Origin of the sequence: Acinetobacter sp. YH12231, assembly GCF_013417755.1 — a bacterium.
Lineage (GTDB): Bacteria > Pseudomonadota > Gammaproteobacteria > Pseudomonadales > Moraxellaceae > Acinetobacter > Acinetobacter amyesii.
In genome coordinates this window covers 30767-49832 of the sequence record NZ_VPDJ01000021.1, presented here as the reverse complement: position 1 = coordinate 49832, position 19066 = coordinate 30767, and the positions used below count along the sequence as shown (strand labels likewise).

Annotated in this window: 18 protein-coding genes and 1 riboswitch; of the genes, 6 read left to right on the top strand and 12 right to left on the bottom strand. The window is 43.0% G+C overall.

The genetic code is table 11. The features are described from left to right. Positions 1–8 precede the first annotated feature (8 nt). Positions 9–1574 (bottom strand): PAS domain-containing sensor histidine kinase, encoded by a 1566-nt coding sequence (locus FTV11_RS13310; protein ID WP_180039937.1) that lies wholly within the window; start codon positions 1572–1574, stop codon positions 9–11. A 22-nt stretch (positions 1575–1596) separates the two neighbouring features. Beyond that, positions 1597–2232: a response regulator gene (locus FTV11_RS13305; protein ID WP_078189449.1), complete on the bottom strand. Its 636-nt coding sequence runs from the start codon at positions 2230–2232 to the stop codon at positions 1597–1599. A gap of 212 nt (positions 2233–2444) precedes the next feature. Here FTV11_RS13305 and FTV11_RS13300 point away from each other — a divergent pair, with 212 nt between their 5' ends. Then, positions 2445–3494: a serine hydrolase gene (locus FTV11_RS13300; RefSeq protein WP_180004717.1), complete on the top strand. Its 1050-nt coding sequence runs from the start codon at positions 2445–2447 to the stop codon at positions 3492–3494. A 126-nt stretch (positions 3495–3620) separates the two neighbouring features. On the opposite strand, the gene thrC is transcribed toward FTV11_RS13300, so the two are convergent. The 4 genes from thrC to xerD all read right to left on the bottom strand — a co-directional run bounded on the left by thrC (position 3621) and on the right by xerD (position 8084). Further along, the gene (thrC, locus tag FTV11_RS13295; protein ID WP_180074140.1) at positions 3621–4760 is read right to left on the bottom strand and encodes a threonine synthase; all 1140 of its coding nucleotides are present in this window, start codon (positions 4758–4760) and stop codon (positions 3621–3623) included. Positions 4761–4822: 62 nt separating this feature from the next. Beyond that, positions 4823–6127 (bottom strand): homoserine dehydrogenase, encoded by a 1305-nt coding sequence (locus FTV11_RS13290; protein WP_111884885.1) that lies wholly within the window; start codon positions 6125–6127, stop codon positions 4823–4825. 130 nt (positions 6128–6257) lie between these two features. Next, positions 6258–7070 carry a DsbC family protein gene (locus FTV11_RS13285; RefSeq protein WP_180074139.1) on the bottom strand — a complete coding sequence of 271 codons (813 nt, stop codon included), beginning with the start codon at positions 7068–7070 and terminating at the stop codon, positions 6258–6260. Positions 7071–7166: 96 nt separating this feature from the next. Then, positions 7167–8084: a site-specific tyrosine recombinase XerD gene (xerD, locus tag FTV11_RS13280; protein WP_180010677.1), complete on the bottom strand. Its 918-nt coding sequence runs from the start codon at positions 8082–8084 to the stop codon at positions 7167–7169. A 172-nt stretch (positions 8085–8256) separates the two neighbouring features. Between xerD and FTV11_RS13275 the strand changes: the two genes are divergently transcribed. From FTV11_RS13275 to ftsW, 5 genes are all read left to right on the top strand, one after another. Next, entirely contained in the window at positions 8257–8520 is a 264-nt protein-coding gene (locus FTV11_RS13275; RefSeq protein ID WP_111884859.1) for a FeoA family protein, read from the top strand. Continuing rightward, positions 8517–10382, top strand: coding sequence for a ferrous iron transporter B (locus FTV11_RS13270; RefSeq protein ID WP_180010675.1), 1866 nt, complete (start codon positions 8517–8519; stop codon positions 10380–10382). The genes FTV11_RS13275 and FTV11_RS13270 overlap by 4 nt, the downstream gene beginning before the upstream one ends. Before the next feature lie 36 nt (positions 10383–10418). Continuing rightward, positions 10419–10670: a DUF6587 family protein gene (locus FTV11_RS13265; RefSeq protein WP_180026527.1), complete on the top strand. Its 252-nt coding sequence runs from the start codon at positions 10419–10421 to the stop codon at positions 10668–10670. A 158-nt stretch (positions 10671–10828) separates the two neighbouring features. Next, positions 10829–12175 (top strand): UDP-N-acetylmuramoyl-L-alanine--D-glutamate ligase, encoded by a 1347-nt coding sequence (gene murD / locus FTV11_RS13260; RefSeq protein ID WP_078192580.1) that lies wholly within the window; start codon positions 10829–10831, stop codon positions 12173–12175. Positions 12176–12196: 21 nt separating this feature from the next. Continuing rightward, complete coding sequence (gene ftsW, locus FTV11_RS13255) at positions 12197–13393, top strand: putative lipid II flippase FtsW (protein WP_180035957.1); 1197 nt, start codon at positions 12197–12199, stop codon at positions 13391–13393. On the opposite strand, the gene FTV11_RS13250 is transcribed toward ftsW, so the two are convergent. The 6 genes from FTV11_RS13250 to thiC form a co-directional block, all read right to left on the bottom strand. After that, entirely contained in the window at positions 13382–13642 is a 261-nt protein-coding gene (locus tag FTV11_RS13250) for a zinc-ribbon domain-containing protein (protein WP_180074138.1), read from the bottom strand. The genes ftsW and FTV11_RS13250 overlap by 12 nt on opposite strands. An 85-nt stretch (positions 13643–13727) precedes the next feature. After that, complete coding sequence (gene gluQRS, locus FTV11_RS13245) at positions 13728–14645, bottom strand: tRNA glutamyl-Q(34) synthetase GluQRS (protein ID WP_373685426.1); 918 nt, start codon at positions 14643–14645, stop codon at positions 13728–13730. A 4-nt stretch (positions 14646–14649) separates the two neighbouring features. Next, positions 14650–15177, bottom strand: coding sequence for an RNA polymerase-binding protein DksA (gene dksA, locus FTV11_RS13240; protein ID WP_078189438.1), 528 nt, complete (start codon positions 15175–15177; stop codon positions 14650–14652). Positions 15178–15386: 209 nt separating this feature from the next. Next, positions 15387–16190, bottom strand: coding sequence for a 3',5'-cyclic-AMP phosphodiesterase (cpdA, locus tag FTV11_RS13235; protein WP_180074136.1), 804 nt, complete (start codon positions 16188–16190; stop codon positions 15387–15389). Between the two features lie 10 nt (positions 16191–16200). Further along, positions 16201–16821 carry an NUDIX domain-containing protein gene (locus FTV11_RS13230; protein WP_180055461.1) on the bottom strand — a complete coding sequence of 207 codons (621 nt, stop codon included), beginning with the start codon at positions 16819–16821 and terminating at the stop codon, positions 16201–16203. 76 nt (positions 16822–16897) lie between these two features. Continuing rightward, positions 16898–18793 carry a phosphomethylpyrimidine synthase ThiC gene (gene thiC, locus FTV11_RS13225; protein WP_180039954.1) on the bottom strand — a complete coding sequence of 632 codons (1896 nt, stop codon included), beginning with the start codon at positions 18791–18793 and terminating at the stop codon, positions 16898–16900. Positions 18794–18909: 116 nt separating this feature from the next. After that, positions 18910–19036, bottom strand: a riboswitch (TPP riboswitch). Positions 19037–19066: the final 30 nt, after the last annotated feature.

Below are 19066 nucleotides of genomic sequence, written 5' to 3'. Positions count from 1 at the left end.
AAAAACAATTAAATAACAGCTTGTAAGCACTCAATCCTAAAGCAAGCTCCCTGTTTTTGTTCTACATAGGAAAGCTGTGCTTGATTCGCTTCACAGAAGCTATGAGCAAGATATAATCCTAAACCAGTTCCAGTAATTTCGGTACTAAAAAATGGTTGAAATAACTGTGCGCGGTTTTGTAAAGCAACCCCATGGCCGAAATCTCGGACATCGATCTGGACTTTTTTCTGATCCGTACGCGCCACCACTTCGATATACGACATGTCCGGATTGTTATGGCGAATCGCATTACGAATTAGGTTGATTAAAATTTGTCTGAACTGTGCCTCATCAAAATCGATTAAAGTCTTGGCTTGTACATTGAGCCGAATGTTCTGTTGAATGTCTGCCAGATCTTCTTGCAGGAACAACGGTAAAAATTGCTCTAGATTCAGACGAGTCGGATGGGTTTCCTTATTGCGCACCATATTTAGGGTGTCTTGAATAATTCGGTCAATCCGCACCGCTTGACGTGAAATCATATGATTCAACATGTGCTGTTGTTCGGTATCACTTTGCGGATATAAATCATTGGCATGCACAATCGCCGCTAAAGGATTACGAATTTCATGTGCAATACTGGCGGAGAGTTGCCCTAAAGCGGCTAATTTTAGTTGTTGCACTTGCTGATTGAGTTTTTGTGCATCTTGTAAAATCAGCAAGGTCAGCATTTGATGCGGCACAACGAGTTTTTGTACGAGTACCTGAATGTGGTATTGGCTTTGTTGGGATTCAAATTGGAATTTTTCACCGCTTTTTAAATCTTCAAATTTGAGTAATTCAAATAAATCGGGCTGCGTGGTATACAGTGGATATTGATCATGATGATAAAAATTTGGCATGCCGAGTAAATGGCAAGCAGCAGGATTACTCAGCACCACATGACAGTTTTCATCCAACACCAAATAGCCCGTATCAATCTGCTCCAAGATATAGCGGTTAATGTTTTGTAGTCGATGTAGCTCTAAGGATTGCGAAAAATTCAGATTTTCTAGTAATTGGAAACGTTTCACGGCAATTTGCGCACTGCCATACACCACACAAAATAAAAAAGCCAAAATCGCACTGTTGGTTAAATTTTTGAGTGAGGTAAATTCAAGAATTGAACCTAAAAACAGTTGATACACCACGCAAATCACAGCGATGAGGGTGATGACCAAAGCTTTTTGGGCATCTAATAACAGGGATGCTGCAAAAATCGTAATCACAAACAGCAAACTCAAATGTAAATTAGGTCCATCGATGGCTAAGGTCAGTAAGCTCAGCGAAATGACATCTACAATGAATAACAGTAGTAACTGGTTTGGGATCCGGACTTTGAAACGTCCAAGTGACATGAATTGAATGCTGGTAAACAGCAAATAAATCGTCAATACATATAGGTATAAACGTGGGTATTCATAATCTGAACTGAATTGAGTGTAGGTCAGTAAAAAGACCAGTAACAGACAGGCACTGATGATAAAGCGATAAGCACTGTACCAAAGGCCCAAATGATACTGGTTCAATTCACTATGGATTGAACGCTGTGTCATAAGTAACAGGATGTACGTTGTGTTAAGGTTTGATTAACCCGTAGCGAATCGCCAAGTGAGTTAGTTTGACATCACTATCAATATTCAGTTTTTCAAAAATGCGGTAACGGTAGGTGTTCACTGTTTTAACGCTAACGAATAATTTATCGGAAATTTCTTGTGCGCTAATACAATTGACCACCATCATGGCAACTTGCATTTCACGCTCAGACAGGGCGTCAAAAGGTGATTGTTGTGTATCAGACAAATATGAGCTAGCCAGTTGTTCCGCAATGTCTGCACTGAAATATTTGCCACCTTGCATCACTTTATTAATCGCACGGACCATTTCAGTAACTGGTGCACCTTTGGTGATATAGCCTTTGGCACCTGCTTTTAACAATAAAGACGGGTAGGGTTCTTCAGCAAGTCCACTGACTGCGAGGACTTTTGTATCTGGCGCTGTTTGAAGTAGGCGACGTGTGGTTTCTACACCTCCGATCCCCGGCATATTGACATCTAATAGAACGACATTTGGATGGTGTTGGCGAACAAGTGTAATCGCATCTTCACCCGATTCGGCTTGTCCAATGACTTGGACATCTGCATGGTCTTCGAGCATACGGCAAATACCAGTACGGACTAATTCATGGTCATCTACCACCAAAACTGTGATCACCTACACTCTCCCTCAAATCAAAATCTGTTTTTTTTGTTACATAAAGCAAAATAAGCTTGCAATGAAACGACAAAATTAGCAATCCTATTCTTATATGAAATGAAAAACTTCATACACAATGTGTGAGCAAAAAATGTTCGTAGTTGTGACCAATGTACGGCATATTGCTGGTCTTGCGCAAATGTTTAGTATCCTGAGTTGAGTGAGCAATGGTGAAAAAATTAAATAAATCCTTCATGCACGTTTTGGGCATGTCAATTTTATTCAGTATGAGCAGTTTCAGTTCTGCTGAAATTGTGATGAATAGTGCTGCAAATCAGCAGTCAAATATTAGCTGGTCATCTGAAGATGCAAACCAGTTACTCAACGGTGACGTGTCTTATAGCGCTGAAGAGCCATCTCCTCAAGGGTCAACGAAAGTGACTACTTCTGTACGTAGTACAGGCGGTGTGGTACAGACAGCACCATCGAAAACGGTCCGTATTATTGATACCAATCAATACGCAGGACAGCCCTCTGTAAATGCGCGTGCAGCACTGGTTATGGATGGTCAAACTGGTGAAGTGCTATATAGCAAAAATAGCAATACCGCTTTACCGATTGCATCAATTACCAAACTCATGACAGCAGTAGTGATTTCAGATGCCCGATTAAACATGTCTGAAAAGATTACCTTACAACAGTCTGATTTCTCATGTTCAGGCTGTAAAAGCTCAAGTTCAACGCTGCGTGCTGGCGACAGTATGAACCGCGCAGAAGCTTTGCTATTTGCTTTGATGAAATCTGAAAACCCAGCGGCTTCGGCATTAGCACGTACTTATCCAGGTGGTCGTTCTGCATTTATTTCAGCGATGAATGCGAAAGCACGCTCATTAGGGATGAACTCGACTCATTATATGGAATCGACTGGCTTGCACCCAGGCAATGTCGCTTCGGCACGTGACTTGGGGATTTTGGTGAATACCGCTTCGCAGTATGGTTTGATTCGTCAATTTTCAACCACACCAAGTTATGACTTTAATTTGGGCTACCGCGTGTTGAAATCAAACAATACTAATGCTTTAGTGCGTAATGGTGGTTGGAATATTAATATTTCAAAAACAGGATTTATTAATGAAGCAGGGCGCTGTGTTGTGATGCATACCACACTGAATAACCGTCCAGCGGTGGTGGTGTTATTGGGTGCGGATTCTTCAGTGGCACGAACCAATGATGCGACTCGTTTAATGAACTGGGCGAGCCAGTTACCAAAACGTATTTAACAAGATTTCAGATTTTTCATTCTTTCAGTATTTAGATTTACTCAACGTTTAAATGCTGAAGTGAATGCAAGATATAAAAAAAGCCCTGCAAGAGCAGGGCTTTTTTTTATTCAGTCAGCATATAAATTACATATTTGACAGAATTGAATCACGAACTTGATCCATAGTTGCATCAATTGACAACATCACGGCATCTTGGCATTGCTTGATGGCAGTGTCAGGATCTTTTAGACCGTTACCTGTTACAGTACAAACGATCACAGAACCTTCAGCAATTTTACCTGCTTTGATGTCACGAATCGCGCCACCGATAGACGCTGCAGAAGCAGGTTCTACGAATACACCTTCGTACATAGACAATAGACGCTGTGCTTCTAAGATCTCAGCATCTTGAAGTTCGTCAAACCAACCTTCTGAGTCGCGGACTACGGCTTTTGCATGGTTCCAGCTTTGTGGGTTACCAATACGGATCGCAGTTGCTACAGTTTCAGGGTTTTCTACAGGTGCACCGCGTAGGAATGGTGCCGCGCCAGCAGCTTGGTAACCCACCATTGTTGGTAGACCCGTAGGTTTTGGACCTGTGAATTGATCAGTTTCAGGATCATAAACCACTTGTACAAATTCTTCTTTAGGCTGATTCGCCACAGCTTCGGTATAACCCATCCAGTGTGCTGTGATGTTACCCGCATTACCTACAGGTAGGCAGTGGTAATCTGGCGCACGACCTAATTCGTCAACGATTTCGTAAGCAATGGTTTTTTGACCTTGCAGACGATATGGGTTGATTGAGTTTACAATCGTAACTGGTGCTTGATCTGCAACTTCTTTTACAAGACGCATACCGTCATCGAAGTTACCGTGAATTTGCATCGTTACCGCGCCATACATCATCGCTTGTGCCATTTTACCCATGGCAATTTTGCCTTCTGGGATGAGCACAAATGCTTTAATGCCTGCACGTGCAGCATAAGCAGCCGCTGCAGCAGATGTATTACCTGTAGATGCACAGATAATTGCTTTAGAGCCTTCTTCAACTGCTTTTGTTACAGCCATGGTCATACCACGGTCTTTAAATGAACCAGTCGGGTTTAAGCCCTCGTACTTCACATAAATTTCAACATTTTTGCCAATAATGCGTGGAATGTTCTCAAGCTTAATCAGTGGCGTATTACCTTCGCCCAAAGAAATTGCGCGAGTAGTTGCAGATACGGGTAAACGGTCGCGATAGCGGTCAACTAAACCAGTATAACGATTGGCATTAGACATGATGATGTTCCAATTGTGTGTAGAGCTTGGCGAGAGGAACTGAAATATTCCCCTCGACCCGATTAATTATCAAGCGATTCTAAACGAATTCGTACAATTTCGCCATGAATGACAGGCAATGCTTGAATTTGTTGAAGGGCTTCATCCATTTTAGATTCTTTGACTGGATCAGTCAGAATCACGATAGGAATAAGATCTTTTAAGCGCGGCTGTTGCATGATCGCATCGATGCTGATTCCTGCACGGCTTAAAATCGTAGTGACATCAGCAAGAACGCCAGTTTGATCTTCGGCATTAATACGGATGTAATATCCAGTGGTCATTTCTTCACGTGGAAGAATTGGTAAATCGGTCAGTGCTTCAAAAGCAAGCTGTGGAATTGTACCTGCGCCATCTTCGGTATAGGAGATGTCCCGGACAATATCGACAATGTCGGCAACCACTGCTGATGCGGTCGGACCTGCACCTGCACCTGCGCCATAGTAAAGCGTTGGACCAACGGCATTGGCTTGAACCAACACAGCATTTTTAACGCCATTTACATTGGCAATCAGTTGGTCTTCAGGGATCAGCGTTGGATGCACACGAAGTTCAATACCCGTTGCAGCACGACGTGCAATACCTAAATGTTTAATACGGAAACCGAGGTCTTCTGCATATTTGACATCTTGCGCAGTAACTTTGCTGATGCCTTCAGTGAAGACTTTGTCAAATTGGAGCGGGATACCAAAAGCAATAGAAGCCAGCAATGTTAACTTGTGCGCCGCATCGATCCCTTCGACGTCGAATGTTGGATCTGCTTCGGCATAACCGAGTTCTTGCGCTTCTTTGAGAACATCTGCAAAGGCACGACCTTTTTCACGCATTTCAGTCAGGATAAAGTTACCAGTACCGTTAATGATACCTGCAAGCCAGTCAATTTTATTGGCTGCCAAACCCTCACGGAGGACTTTAATAATTGGGATACCGCCTGCGACAGCTGCTTCATAAGCAATCTGAACGTGATGATCATCGGCCAATTTAAATAATTCATTACCGTGTTCAGCTAATAACGCCTTGTTGGCGGTCACTACTTGTTTGCCATGAACGATTGCTTCACGAATCACTTCATACGCAGGGTGAATGCCGCCCATAACTTCAACTACAACGTCTACATCGGGTTGACGGACGATATCCAATAAATCAGCACTTTGCTTCACTGAAGCAGGCAGTTCTAAATCAGGACGAGGGCGACGCGTACCCACATGGGTAATTTCAATTTCACGACCGGTGCGACGTTTAATCTCAGCAGCATTTTCTTTTAGTAGTTTAAGGGCACCACCACCCACAGTACCAAGACCGAGGATTGCCAGACGAACTGGTTTCACGTCACACTCCATTTATTTCATCATTGCTTTAAGTGAGTTTAGATCATAGCTAAAAAAACGTTCGGACTCTAGGGTAGAAATCACTTTATTCCTACCCATAAAAAACATTCATTTAGCCTATAAAAATTAGTTATTTAAGCGCACTTTCAAGTTCGGAAGCCGACATGTAAGCACCGATGTGTTTGCCTTCTGCGTTATAGATCGCTGGCGTACCATTCACACCAATATTTAGACCCATTTCATACATGTTGCGCACAGGGTTTTGACATGATGCTGGCTCGATTTGCTCACCGGCAATGGCTTTATCAAATGCGGCACGACGGTCTTTGCTACACCAGATAGTTTCCATCATTGGCATGTGTTGTTCACCACGTGGCCAAGCGATGTAACGGACTTCAATGCCACGGGCATTAATATCATCCATTTGTTCATGTAATTTGTGGCAATAAGGACAGCTGACATCGGTAAACACATAAACCACGTGTTTAGTTTTACCTTTGGCTTTATAAATCAGTAGGTCTTCAGTTTTTAATTGATCAAATAATTTTTTGTTGGCCTCTGCTTGTAGGGTATCGCCTACATTAAAGAGTTGTTTTTCACCTAAACGAACCACGTCGCCTTGGAAAATGTATTTACCATCAGCTGTAGCATAGACCGCAGGCATGCCTTCAAAGCTTACCCAAAACAAATTAGGAACTTCAGTCGCTTTCACCCCAGTGACTTTGGCCTTGATATTGGCTTTTTGCAGATTGGATTGCAAAGTATCAATTAAACGCTGCTGAGCATTACGTTCAGATAAATTCGAAGCTTCACCAGTTGCAGGTGTACTTGCCGTTAATGTCGCGTCTTTCTTTTCGTCATTATTTGAATTAGAACAAGCCACTAACGCCATACTGGCAACAAGTGTCGATGCGAGAAAAATTTTTGAACGGGTAAATAACATAAACAACCCTTTTCTTTTAGCTTTATCAAACAGGTGAGTAAGCATAGCAAAAAATATCGGGCACGATAGAACTTCTTGGTCTGATATTTCCTGCCGTTAAGCTCTTGGATGATAGTCTGCATGTAATTTTTGCATACGAACTTGCGCGACATGGGTATAAATTTGCGTGGTAGACAAGTCACTGTGGCCGAGCAGCATCTGCACGACACGTAAGTCGGCACCGTGGTTGAGCAAATGCGTGGCAAAGGCATGACGCAAGGTATGTGGTGATAATTCGGCTTGAATACCTGCAATGAGCGCATAGCGTTTAATCGCGTACCAAAAGTTTTGGCGACTCATCATTCCACCGAGTTGAGTGAGAAATAAAGCATCGGTTGCGCTTTTGTATAAGACGGGACGTGCTTCAGCTAAATATTTCTCGATCCATTCCACCGCCATTTGACCTAAAGGAACTAAGCGCTCTTTATTGCCTTTACCGGTAATCCGTAAATAGCCTTGTTTCAGATTGATCAGTTCTAATCTTAAATTTAATAACTCAGAGACACGTAAACCACAGGCATACAGCACTTCGAGCATGGCACGATCACGTAGACCCAATGCGGTGTTGAGGTCTGGGGCATTAATCAGGGCTTCAACATCTGCTTCAGATAAATCCTTTGGTAGGGCACGACCCAATTTGGGTGTTTTGTGGATTGCAACTGGATTGTCGCTGCGTATTTTTTGTTCGCGTAAGAACTTGAAAAATGAACGCAGTGCAGAAAGTGAGCGGGCGATCGAGCGTGGACTTTTTCCTTGTTTAGTCAGGCTGAGCAAGACATCTGAAATGTCGTCACTGCTCCAATCAGTCATGACATGCGTATGACACTCACTGCATTGAATTAAATCAGATAAATATGCATTTCGAGTGTGTGGACTGACGGTTTGAGCTATTAAATCATCACGATATCCGTGTAAAAAACTGAGTGTTTCTGGAATTTGGACTGGGGTCGGGATTCGTGGTTTTTTATTTAACATGTGCCGCTCATTTTTGAAATTAAACCAAGAAATCACAATGGTTTAATGCAATGTAATTTAAAAAAATAGTCGTGTCGATGCTAGATTGTTAAATGAGAATTGAAATCGAATCCGATTTGTTAATTATTCTCATTTGTTTGTATAATATTCAAAATTTTTTAGGGTTAGTTGCGTGCGATTATCTGATTTGAAAGTGAAACAAAGCGCAGTCATTCATAAGGTACATCGTAACCAGAATGGCAACAATGCTCCGGCTGATTTAGTCGCTAGCCGTTTAGAGACTTTGGGTTTTGTTCCCGGAACAAAAGTACAGGTGATTACCAAAGGTATTTTTGGTGGTGACCCGATTTTAATTCAAGTTGGGTTTACTCGTTTCGCACTGCGAAAAATAGAAGCTGAAAAAGTGGAAATAGCAATGGAAGGGGCATCAGCATGAGTGATGCGTTACGTATTGCCCTCGTTGGTAATCCAAACTGTGGTAAAACTTCATTATTCAATCATTTAACTGGTACACGTCAGAAAGTTGCGAACTATGCTGGGGTAACGGTTGAGCGTAAAGTTGGTCAATTTACGTTGCCATCGGGTAAATCTGTTCGAGTTTTGGATTTGCCGGGGACGTATAGCCTAGAAGCGACGAGTCCTGATGAAGCCATTACGCGTGATGTCGTGCAAGGTAAAATTGCAGAAGAAGGGCATCAAGATGTCTTTTTATGTGTAGTTGATGCGACAAACTTAAAATTGCACCTCGGTTTGGTCATGGAAATGATCGATTTGGGTCGTCCAATTTTACTTGTCCTCAACATGATGGATGAAGCACGTCGTCGTGGCATGCAAATCAATACCCAAAAGCTGTCTCAGCGTTTGGGTGTGCCTGTCGTAGAAACCGTTGCTGTACGTAATGCGGGTATTGAAAACTTAATGGGTGCTTTGGATGCTGAAGGTTTCAGAAAACCAGATGCATCATTAAGTGATACCAATCTTTCTGGGACTAACCACGAAAAAATTGAACAAATTTTAAAAGACGTAGTGGTGTTTGTTGATCATGAAGATAAACGCTCAGACTTCCTCGATAAAATTTTTTTACATCCAGTCTTTGGTTTAATTACCTTAGCGGTGATGATGTTTATTATCTTCCAAGCGGTGTTTGCGTGGGCTGCGCCGTTTATGGAAGGTATTGAATGGGTGCAGGATTGGGTTGGTGAAGCCGCAGGTGGCATGATTTCCAATCCATTACTACAGAGCTTGGTTGTTAAAGGGATTATTGAAGGTGCGGGTGGCGTAATTGTCTTCCTCCCACAAATTATTATCTTATTCTTCTTTATTTTGGTTTTAGAAGAATCAGGCTATTTACCACGTGCAGCATTCTTGCTAGATAAGCTGATGTTTAAAGCGGGTTTGAGTGGACGTGCTTTTATTCCTTTGCTGTCGAGCTTTGCCTGTGCTGTACCGGGCATCATGGCAACCCGGAGTATTCAAGACCCCCGAGATCGTCTGGTAACGATTTTAGTTGCTCCATTGATGACCTGTTCGGCACGTTTACCGGTTTATGCTTTGTTGATCTCGGCATTTATTCCACAGCAAATGGTCTGGGGCGTCTTTAACTTACAAGGCTTGGTGCTATTTGCATTATATGCAGCAGGGATTGTGAGTGCCTTAATTGTGGCAACAGTGCTGAAATTCTTCCAAAAAGATAAATCACAGCATGCATTATTGATGGAACTTCCAAGCTACCGTTTCCCAGATATTAAGAGTGTTTGGATTGGTTTACTGGACCGTGCCAAGATTTTCTTGAAACGTGTCGGTGGCATCATTTTCGCTTTATCGATTTTGTTATGGTTCTTGTGTACTTTCCCGCAACCGCCAGAAGGCGCAACCTTGCCGGATATTGATTATTCATTGGCAGGTATGCTTGGGCATGTATTACAACCGATTTTTGCACCATTAGGTTTTAACTGGCAGATCTGTATTGCCTTAATTCCAGCGATGGCTGCACGTGAAGTCGTTGTGGCGGCATTGGGTACGGTGTATGCCTTGTCTGCAACAGATGACGATGCTATGTCTCAAGGTCTGGCAAATTTAATTAGTAGCGATGGGTCATTGGGTTGGTCATTGGCAACCGGTCTATCATTATTGGTGTGGTTTATTTATGCGCCACATTGCTTGGCGACACTGGCGACAGTTAAACGTGAAACTGGCTCCTTGAAGACGGTGAGTTTCATGACTATCTATTTATTTGGTTTGGCTTATCTAATGGCATTCATCACGTATCAAATTGCAACACGCTATTTTGGATCGTGAATCTTGAATGGCAAAAGCTGAACAAAGGAGAGAGACATGCTTGAATCAATAATTATTGCGGTATTGGTGATTTGGAGTGCTGTCGTGGTGTTTAAGAAGGTATTTCCAAAAACATCGAACTCAGTCTTCACAACTTTATCTGAGCACTGTGCAAACCGTGGTTGGAACAGTCTAGCCAAATGGTTAAAGCCCAAAATGGTCGCAGGCTGTGCAGGCGGTTGTGGATGTTCAGCTTCGGATAATTCGTCTGCAAAAAAAGCTGAAGTACAAGCGGTGAAATGGAAATAAGCTCACCTTCAATTGCTTGAAGAAACCGCCCGAGATGGGCGGTTTTTTACGAGCGGACACAAAAAAACTGCGAGAAAGTGAAAACATAAAAAGCATTCAAAACAGCAAAGTGCTAACATTTTGTCAGATTTAAAAACCGACCAAAAAATGGGGCGAAAATGTTAATACAGCGTGGTGGATTGAAGGTTGTTGCCGGATTAGGGATTTCTGGTGTTTCCGCAGTGAATTTCTTACATAGCCATGGCTACCGCGTTGCAGTCACCGATTCACGAGCAGTCCCACCGGGTCATGATCAAATTCCAAGTGATGTACAAACCAGTTTTGGTCAGTTGGATCAAGATTTATTACTCCAAGCAGAAGAAATTATTATCAGCCCGGGGCTAGATCCAAAATTACCGCAAATTCAGGCGGCCATTGCAGCCAATATTCCTGTGGTTTCTGAAATTCAAATTTTACGTCGTGCGACAGATAAACCAATTGTCGCGATTACAGGTTCGAATGCGAAAAGTACCGTAACAACTTTATTTGGTCTTATGGCAGCAGATGCAGGCAAAAAAGTGGCAGTGGGTGGTAACCTGGGTCGACCGGCTTTGGATCTCACCAAAGATGATCCTGAGCTTTATGTTTTAGAGCTTTCAAGTTTTCAATTAGAAACCACGTCGAACTTGGCAGCAGAGGTTGCTGTTGTGTTGAACATGAGCGAAGACCATTTGGACCGTCATGGCGATATGATGGGCTATCACACTGCGAAGCATCGTATTTTCCAAGCGGTGAAAAAAGTGGTGTATAACCGTGATGACTCATTAACACGTCCATTGGTTCCAGATGTCACCCCAATGCAAAGCTTTGGCTTAAATGCACCAGATATGAATCAGTTCGGTATTCTGCGCGATACTGATGGCACAATTTGGTTGGCGCGTGGTCGTGAGCGTTTACTGAAAAGTGCGGACATGTATATCCAAGGGACTCATAATGTGGCAAACGCCTTGGCATGTTTGGCTTTGGGTGAAGCGATTGGTTTGCCACTAGAAGGCATGTTGGAAACCTTGAAAACCTTTAAAGGCTTAGAACACCGTTGTGAATTTGTCAAAGAAGTGCATGGTGTTCGTTATTATAATGACTCTAAAGGCACCAATATTGGTGCGACTTTAGCTGCAATTGATGGTCTTGGTGCTGCGATTGAAGCCAAAGGCGGTAAAGTGGCGATTATTTTAGGTGGTCAAGGCAAAGGGCAGGACTTTACTGCGCTGCGTGATTCACTTTCAAAATATGCCAAAGTTGCGGTATTGATTGGTGAAGATCGTCCAATTATTGAAAAAGCGATTGAAGGGACAACCACGCTGATTCATGCTGAAAGTTTGAAACAAGCGGTTGAGCTGTGCCAACAAAATGCGGTAGCCAATGATGTGGTGTTATTGTCTCCAGCGTGCGCAAGTTTTGATATGTTTAAAGGTTACAGTGAGCGTGGACACCAATTTGTTGATTGTGTGAATGCACTCGTTTAAAAGAACGATAAGGAAAGTTGTATGGCTGGGTTAGCTCAGACGACCATAAATAGAATAAATGAAGTTGTAGAGCGTTGGATTCCTCGGTTACCTGCCGAGGTCAACGTGCGCAATGTTTTAATGTTCTGTGTTTTGGCATTGTTGTGTATTGGGTCGATCATGGTGGCATCTGCTTCGATGCCTTATGCAGAGCGCATGCATGAAAATGCCTTCCATTACATTTCACGACACGGGATTTCGATTGCCGCTGCCGCCATGGCTGCGTATATCGCCTATAAAGTGCCGTTAAATGTGTGGTTTAACAACACCTTCTTTTTATGGATTGTGACCATTGTCCTGTTAGCTGCCGTTTTGGCGGTAGGTACTGAAGTCAATGGTTCTAAGCGTTGGATTCGGATCGCAGGTTTTACCTTACAGGCTTCGGAAGTCGCCAAAGTCATGATGGCGATATTTACCGCAGACTATGTGGTACGGCGTGCCGAAGAAGTCCGCAATAACATCAAGGGCTTGGTACGTTTGGCAGTGATTATGGCTGCAACTGTCGGTTTGGTCATGGCTGAGCCCGATTTAGGGGCGACGGTGGTGATTGCCTTAACCATGCTAGGGGTATTCTTCCTCGCAGGAGCACCGTTGATTCAGTTCGCAATTGCCTTTGGTGCGATCATCATGGCCTTTGTGTTCTTGATTTTATTTGAACCTTATCGTTTAGAACGTTTGATGTCCTTCTCAAATCCATGGAATGATCCATTAGGCGCAGGCTACCAGTTGTCGAATGCATTAATGGCTTTTGGTCGCGGTGAATGGTTTGGTGTCGGCTTGGGTCATAGTATTCAAAAAATGTCGTATTTACCTGAGGCTCATACTGACTTCATGTTGGCGGTTTTGGGCGAAGAATTTGGCTTCTTTGGGATTTTGACCGTATTGACGCTGTCATTTGTGATGTTGATCTGCTGTATTCGCATTGGTCATCGTGCTTTACGTCATCAATACTTACGTGCAGGCTACTTGGCTTATGGCATTAGTATTATCTTCTTGCTGCAAATTTTGGTGAATGCCGGCATGAACATGGGCATGCTTCCTACCAAGGGTTTGACCTTACCGTTTATTAGTTATGGGGGGTCTTCTTTGATTATCTGTGCGGTTATGGTGAGTCTGATCTTAAAGATCGATGCGACGACCAAAGAAGTGAACCCAAGTAAAGAAGAATCAAGCTTCTAAATTCGTATCTCGTTGCGGATCGGGAGATGCATGGTGGAGGACACTCGCCGGCATCTCCGTTCCACAATGGAGACATTTGACCAAGCTCGCCTTGGCTTTAGAAAGGGGAATCAATGGGATAAAAAATAAAGAAAAATAATTACGTTGCTGTTTTAACTCATACTGAGTTCTGCTGCGGCAGACAGGGCAAGTAAATTGGCTCTTTTCAATGACTTTGGGTTTCGAACCAACTCCAAAAATAAAAAACATTAGGCTCTCCAATGGTCGATTGACCATTTTATTAAAGCATAATTCAATTGAATATCGAGTGATTGGCTCAGATCAACATGTGGGTTTATTGATAGATTTGAGGCAATGCTGTGCCATGGGGAATATGTTGAATATCCCACTGCGCAATCGCCTGTTGTAGCATATTACGTGGCGTGTCCAAGTCGACTGGCGGTTGATGTAGAGCGTGCAATGCTTGTTGTAATAACGGTGCTGCTTGGCTTAAATCAAGAGCTTGAGCCATATTCTGTTTTGACAGTTTTTGTCCCTGATTATTCATTGCCAATGGCAAGTGCATGTATTCAAGGCGTGGATAACCCAAAATCTGTCCGAGCCAAATTTGACGTTCGGTATTGTCCAAAAGATCAGCCCCACGTACGACATGGGTCATCCCTTGTAGGTAGTCATCCACCACGACAGCAAGTTGATAATTGATAATGCCGTCACGGCGTTTTAAGACAAAGTCACCCAAATCTTGTTGCAGATTGGAGCAATGCGTCCCTTGTAAGCGGTCGGTAAAACAAATCTTCTGTGCATCGACTTTGATTCGAATAGCCTGATCCTGAAGGGGAAGGCCAAGATTACGACATGTGCCTTGATAGATATGATTTGAACCGAGCATTTTTCGGGTGCATTGACAGGCATAGACCAAGTCTTGGGCATGCAAATGCGCAATAACTTGCTCATAGATTTCAAGGCGGTCTTTTTGGAAAATGATCTCGGTATCTGGTTCGAATTGAAATGCATCAATACAACGTAAGATGTGTTCTTCGCTGCCGGGAAATATACGTGGAATGTCGGTATCTTCGATACGAACGACCCATTGCCCCTGATGGGCACGGGCATCGCAGTAGCTTGCGACTGCTGTAATTAAAGAGCCAAAATGCAAAGGGCCGGTTGGCGATGGCGCAAACCGACCCACGTAATGCTCTGCAGCTTTCCCTCCCTTATCTAAAGGGAGGGCTAGAGAGGAATTACTCAACACAGAATTAACCGTTATTTTGCTTCTCTTTGATCTCTGCAAGTGTTTTGCAGTCGATACATAAAGTTGCTGTTGGACGTGCTTCTAGGCGACGTAAGCCAATTTCGATACCACACGTTTCACAGAAACCGTAGTCATCATTTTTAATCGCTTCAATTGATTGTTCAATTTTACGGATCAGTTTACGTTCACGGTCACGTGTACGAAGTTCAATCGCAAATTCTTCTTCTTGCGTTGCACGGTCGTTCACATCTGGAAGCGCAGTATTTTCGTCTTGCATGGTATTCAAAGTACGGTCTACTTCAGACATTAACTCAGCTTTCCACGCCAATAAGATGTGGCGGAAATGCTCAAGTTGCCCTTCAGACATGTATTCTTCATTCTTTTTAGGCTGATAAGGTTCAATACCAAATAAGCTTGCAGTAGAACCACCTTCAGTCGCCTTTGGCTTTGATTTGCGCACGCGTTTGGTAGACTTTTCGTCTACTACATCAGTTTGTTCGTCTAAGACTTGATTTTGGTTGTCATTCGCCATGTAGGGCATTCCTCATCATATGCATATATCTATACGCAAAAAATATGGTGATATGCAAGTTTTTTATCCACCCAACACAGAGTTTCCTTCTGTGGGGGTCGTCATCATATAGACTTTTTCTGCTTATTGATAGTCTTTGATGTTTGGATTCTAACTATCACTTTTCCTTTAGAAGGCATAAAGTAAAGCAAAAAAATCAAATTGAAAAGTTAATAACCTGAAATTTCAACATTAATTTGAGGTTGTTTCAATTTGACCCGAACAACTTCAGTTTTAAATTCACCATTATCATTCAGATAGAGTGCACGATACCCTGGTAAAGCCCCATCTAAGGCAAAATTTTCACTATGCGGTTTGAACTGAACACTGGTCGAAGGCGTCGATAAAAACTGAATATTGCGCCATTGATTAGACGAGTCTTGATGTACGTGTCCGCATAGTACAATTTTGACATTGTCATGGCGTGAAAGCACATCTATGAGATGTTCAGCATTCTTTAGTTTATGCTGATCTATCCAATGCGATTGCATGGCAAAAGGGTGGTGGTGGCATGCCACAATGATGTGTTGCTGTGGATGTGCTGTGAGTAACTGATCTAATTGTTCCAACTGCTGTTGTGATACCCAACCATCCACTTTTCCTTTAACCGCACTGTTCAGTAAAATCAGACACCAATTGCCTAATGCGATGCAGTGAGCACGATCTTTCTGTTGATGAAATGGGAAGCAAGACGCTTCGTCATGGTTCCCCGGAATCTGATAAAACGGAAACGGCTGCTGTTGCATATATTCGAGATAACGCGCATAGGTACGCTCTACCGGCACTTGTGCAAGATCGCCAGTATGGACAAGCGTATCGATGTGATGATGGTTCAACTGAATTTGTTGAATCACATCGTGAAAACTCTGCTCTGGATTCATGCGGACAAATTCAAGATCTTCCTGATCCATTAAATGTGTGTCCGAGATCTGGATCAGTGTCCAGTCGTATTGTGGTGTATCCCTTAAAGTCATGTCCTTCCCCTTAGACATTCCTTGTAGTATGTATTTGTTGTTGTAACCATTGCAAGGCCATAATGACAGGTGCGTTTTTTAGCCGACCATTGGTTAATAATTCAGGAATATCAGCATAGTTTAAGATATGCAATTGAATATTTTCTCCTTCATCAGGCATGCCAAAGACTCCTCCATGTTCGGGAAGTTCAGATTCAGCACTATAAAGGTGGAATAATTCCGCGCAGGCACCCGCAGAGGGATAAAAACTAAATAAATGCTGTAGTGCATCTAATTCACAGCCTGATTCTTCCAAACTTTCACGGCGGATGCAGCTTTCAGCAGATTCATCACCATCGAGCACGCCGGCAATAATCTCTAGTTGCCATGGCGAAGTTTCATCATCAATCGCCCCAATGCGGAATTGTTCAATTAAGGCAAATTTTTGTTGTTGATGACTATAGATCAGCACACCTGCTGCTTCAGGACGATGAATCAATTCACGCTGAATGGTTGGAATCATGCTGTCTTGATGGAATAAGCGGTGTCGAAGCTGAACTTTTTCAACTTGAATAAAGCCTTTATAAAGATGTTCACGCCCTTCAATGCTGTAATCTTTTTTGTTATATGTGGCCTGTTTAATAATATTCATAAGCGCTAATTAGGATGAAATCTTCCATTTCATCCTAACCGAGATTTTGTTGAATACAAAAGATTTTTTTTAAGCTTTACACTTTATGGTACAACTTTTGACCATGTTCATGATAGGCCGCTTTCATGCTTTGTAAACCTGTCTCAATTTCAGGATTAGATTCTGAAGAAAGCTGCATATCTTGCTGATTTTTTGCATAATCTCTCACATTTTGTGTGATTTTCATCGAGCAAAATTTAGGTCCACACATGGAACAAAAATGGGCCGATTTATGTGCTTCTCTCGGCATAGTTTCATCATGCATGCTGCGTGCTGTATCAGGGTCTAAGCTCAGATTAAATTGGTCTTCCCAGCGGAATTCAAAGCGTGCTTTCGACAATGCATTATCACGGGCCTGCGCACCGGGATGACCTTTGGCAAGGTCTGCGGCATGGGCTGCAATTTTGTAGGTGATAATGCCATCTTTGACGTCTTTTTTATCTGGTAGACCAAGGTGCTCTTTCGGGGTCACATAACACAGCATCGCGGTGCCGTACCAACCAATCATTGCCGCACCAATCGCAGAGGTAATGTGGTCATAGCCCGGGGCAATATCGGTGGTGAGCGGCCCAAGGGTATAAAAAGGTGCTTCTTTGCAAACCTCGAGTTGTAGATCCATATTTTCTTTGATCATGTGCATTGGGACATGGCCTGGGCCTTCAATCATGACTTGTACATCATGTTCCCATGCCCGGTGAGTCAATTCACCTAAGGTGCGTAATTCACTAAATTGAGCTTCATCGTTAGCATCTTGAATACACCCCGGACGTAAACCATCACCTAAACTGAATGACACATCATAGGCTTTCATGATTTCGCAGATTTCATCAAAATGCGTATACAGGAAGTTTTCTTCATGATGCGCTAAGCACCACTGCGCCATGATGGATCCGCCACGTGACACAATACCTGTTAAACGGTTGGCGGTGAGTGGAACATAACGAAGCAGTACGCCTGCGTGAATCGTAAAATAATCGACACCTTGCTCGGCTTGTTCAATCAGTGTGTCTTTGAAAATTTCCCAGGTTAAGTCCTCTGCGACACCATCAACTTTTTCTAAAGCTTGGTAAATCGGCACGGTGCCAATCGGTACAGGGGAGTTGCGAATAATCCATTCGCGGGTCTCATGGATATTTTTACCTGTCGATAAATCCATGATGGTGTCAGCACCCCAACGAGTTGCCCACGTCATTTTTGCCACTTCTTCATCGATGCTTGAACCAAGTGCTGAGTTACCAATGTTGGCATTGATTTTCACCAAGAAGTTACGACCAATAATCATCGGTTCACATTCAGGATGGTTAATGTTGGCAGGGATAATGGCACGACCTTCAGCCACTTCTTGACGTACAAATTCAGGTGTGATTTCAGTTAAATTACGGGCGCCAAAATTTTGACCGGCATGTTGGCGCATATCAACACCTTCACGCTGACGTTGATTTTCACGAATCGCAATGTATTCCATTTCAGGGGTGATGATGCCTTGTTTGGCATAGTGCATTTGAGAGACATTGTGTCCACGACGAGCACGACGCGGTTTTGAAATATGCGCAAAACGAATCTCTGCAGTACGAATATCTCGAAGACGTTCTTGCCCAAATTTTGAAGTTAAGGTATCGAGTATTTCCGTATCATTTCGAGACTCAATCCAAGATTCACGGACATTGGGTAGACCTTGATTCAGGTCAATTTGAATATTGGGGTCGGTATAAGCACCAGAGGTGTCATAGACCATAATGGGCAGATTTTTTTCTCCACCCAGACCTGTAGGCGTATCTGTAAGGCTAATCTCACGCATTGGTACGCGAATATCAGGACGTGAGCCTTGGATATAGACTTTCTTTGATGCAGGGAGAATACGAGTGAGATCTTTAGCATCTTGTTCATGTTGAGCAGCGCGATCTGAAGCGGTGAGATTCGTTAATTGGTTCATTGCAATGATCCTTATGAATGACATCAACGAATCAAGCACGACCAAAAACGTGGCGGTTTATCTGATGGATTCACCTGAAAATAAAGGCGTAACACCAAGAGATAAGAGGGGCTTAAGTTTTTAGATGGCTTGATTCCTACGCAGGTATTAACCTGATCAGGTTCAACGGTACTCATCCTTAAATTTAGCGAACTAAATTTAGATGATCTCAGCAGGAAATTACCTGCGCTCCGTCAAGCTTTGTGCGGATATTAGCATGAAGGCTGTTTTAAA

What these genes read in the sequence shown, in the direction of transcription:
- cpdA (WP_180074136.1), bottom strand. Translation starts at nt 16,190, where the DNA reads ATGACTTTAAGGGATACACCACAATACGACTGGACACTGATCCAGATC.
- xerD (WP_180010677.1), bottom strand. Translation starts at nt 8,084, where the DNA reads ATGTTAAATAAAAAACCACGAATCCCGACCCCAGTCCAAATTCCAGAA.
- dksA (WP_078189438.1), bottom strand. Translation starts at nt 15,177, where the DNA reads ATGGCGAATGACAACCAAAATCAAGTCTTAGACGAACAAACTGATGTA.
- murD (WP_078192580.1), top strand. Translation starts at nt 10,829, where the DNA reads ATGTTAATACAGCGTGGTGGATTGAAGGTTGTTGCCGGATTAGGGATT.
- FTV11_RS13310 (WP_180039937.1), bottom strand. Translation starts at nt 1,574, where the DNA reads ATGACACAGCGTTCAATCCATAGTGAATTGAACCAGTATCATTTGGGC.
- FTV11_RS13270 (WP_180010675.1), top strand. Translation starts at nt 8,517, where the DNA reads ATGAGTGATGCGTTACGTATTGCCCTCGTTGGTAATCCAAACTGTGGT.
- thrC (WP_180074140.1), bottom strand. Translation starts at nt 4,760, where the DNA reads ATGTCTAATGCCAATCGTTATACTGGTTTAGTTGACCGCTATCGCGAC.
- FTV11_RS13250 (WP_180074138.1), bottom strand. Translation starts at nt 13,642, where the DNA reads ATGTTTTTTATTTTTGGAGTTGGTTCGAAACCCAAAGTCATTGAAAAG.
- thiC (WP_180039954.1), bottom strand. Translation starts at nt 18,793, where the DNA reads ATGAACCAATTAACGAATCTCACCGCTTCAGATCGCGCTGCTCAACAT.
- FTV11_RS13265 (WP_180026527.1), top strand. Translation starts at nt 10,419, where the DNA reads ATGCTTGAATCAATAATTATTGCGGTATTGGTGATTTGGAGTGCTGTC.
- FTV11_RS13230 (WP_180055461.1), bottom strand. Translation starts at nt 16,821, where the DNA reads ATGAATATTATTAAACAGGCCACATATAACAAAAAAGATTACAGCATT.
- ftsW (WP_180035957.1), top strand. Translation starts at nt 12,197, where the DNA reads ATGGCTGGGTTAGCTCAGACGACCATAAATAGAATAAATGAAGTTGTA.
- FTV11_RS13285 (WP_180074139.1), bottom strand. Translation starts at nt 7,070, where the DNA reads ATGTTATTTACCCGTTCAAAAATTTTTCTCGCATCGACACTTGTTGCC.